Source organism: Actinomadura sp. WAC 06369 (assembly GCF_003947565.1).
Classification (GTDB): Bacteria; Actinomycetota; Actinomycetes; order Streptosporangiales; family Streptosporangiaceae; genus Spirillospora; species Spirillospora rifamycini.
Genome location: NZ_QHJN01000361.1, coordinates 1 through 1,550 on the forward strand (window position 1 = coordinate 1; position 1,550 = coordinate 1,550).

The window sequence follows — 1,550 nt, forward strand, 5'->3', positions numbered from 1 at the left end:
GGGCACGGGTGCTACGGCCGAAGCAGACCCACGCTCGTCCACCGAAGCCCCGCCGGGCGCGAACGCCCCACCGCCCCCATGCGCTGCACCACTCACGCGCGCTGCGCTCGAGGCGTGCCCACGCGCGTTCCCCGGCACCCCGCCGGTAGAGGACGCCCCGCCATCATCCGAGCCGCCTCCGGGCGCGGGTGCCATGCCCGAGCCGTGCCCCTGCTCGCCCCTCGGCACCGCACCGGGCGAGGACACCCCACCAACCCCATGCGCTTCGCCGCTCACGGGCGCTGCGCCCGCAGCGTGCCCCGACGCCCCGCCGGTCGAGAACGCGCCTCCACCAACCGGGACACCGCCGGTCCCGGGCGCCAGGCCCGAGGCGTGCCCCCGCTCGCCCCTCGGCGCCGGGCCGGGCGAGGGCGCCCCGGCGACCGCATGCGCTGCGCCACTCGCGGTCGTTGTGCCCGAGGCGTGTCCACGCTCGTCTACCGGAGCCGGGCCGGGCATGGACGTCTCGCCGGGAGGGGAGGCTTCGGCGGGCGCGGGTTCCGGGCGCGGGACGTGGTGCCGTTCGTCCATCGGTGCTGCGCCGGGTGTGGGTGCCTTTCCGTCGGCGGGTGCGCCGTCCGCTGCGAGAGCCCTGGCAGAGGCGTGTCTCTGCTCGGTCGCGGGCGCGGTGTCGGCCTCGTCCGTCGCGTCGGGCGCACCGGCCGGGCTCGTCTGGGCTTCTGCGTTCGCCGTGCCGTCGGCGTTCGCGGGGTTCCGCTCGGCGGTTCCGTTCGTCCCGCGCGTCGCCTTGGAGCGCGGCGGGATCACCCGGACGGACTCGCTGTGCACGACCGGCGCCTCCGGCGTCCCGGCGGCGCGTCCGTCCCGGTCGCGGAAGGCGGCGCCGGCCACGACCACGTCCGGCGGGCCGTCCGCGGCGGGCTCCGCGCTCCGCCGGCCGCTCGGCCGCTCGCCCGGGGGGATGATCCGCACCGACTCGCCCACGAACTCGTCGGGGTCGGGCCGTCCGTCCGACGCACGGCCCTGCGCGGTCCTCTCCTCGGCGCGGACGGGCGCGGCGGCCTTCCGGTCGGGGCGCTCACCCGGCGGGATCACCCGCACCGACTCGCGCACCAGGTCATCGACGTCCCGCGCGGCCGCGTCCGTCGTGCGGGGCCGCTCGCCCGGCGGGATCACCCGCACGGACTCCTCGACCTCCGCCGGCGCGTCCGCGTCTGCACCGGCCGGGGCCCGTCCCGGACGGCGGGCGTGCAGGCGCCGCCGTCCAGCGGGCGCGGAGCCGTTCTCGCCCCGCGGACGCTCGCCCGGCGGGATCACTCGTACGGACTCGACGTCCTCGGCTTCGTCGGCGCGCGTCATCGCCGGCGGGCGGGCCTCCTCGGTCGCGGCGTCCGCCGCGCCTTCCGCGCCTGCGTCCGGGGCCGTGTGCTGCTCGGGGACCGCCGAGGCCGTCTCGTCGGCCTCCGCCTCGGGCGCCGGACGGTCGTCCTCCCCATCGGAAGCCGGCGCCTCGTCCGCGGCGGGTGCGGGTTCGGCCGGGGGGCGCGGGG

Annotated in this window: 1 protein-coding gene; it reads left to right on the forward strand. The window is 79.2% G+C overall.

What is annotated here, in order from left to right; translation table 11 throughout:
* Positions 1-822: 822 nt before the first annotated feature.
* On the forward strand, positions 823-1,550 hold a 728-nt coding region (locus tag DMH08_RS42230; protein ID WP_233618079.1), incomplete at its 3' end, for a hypothetical protein.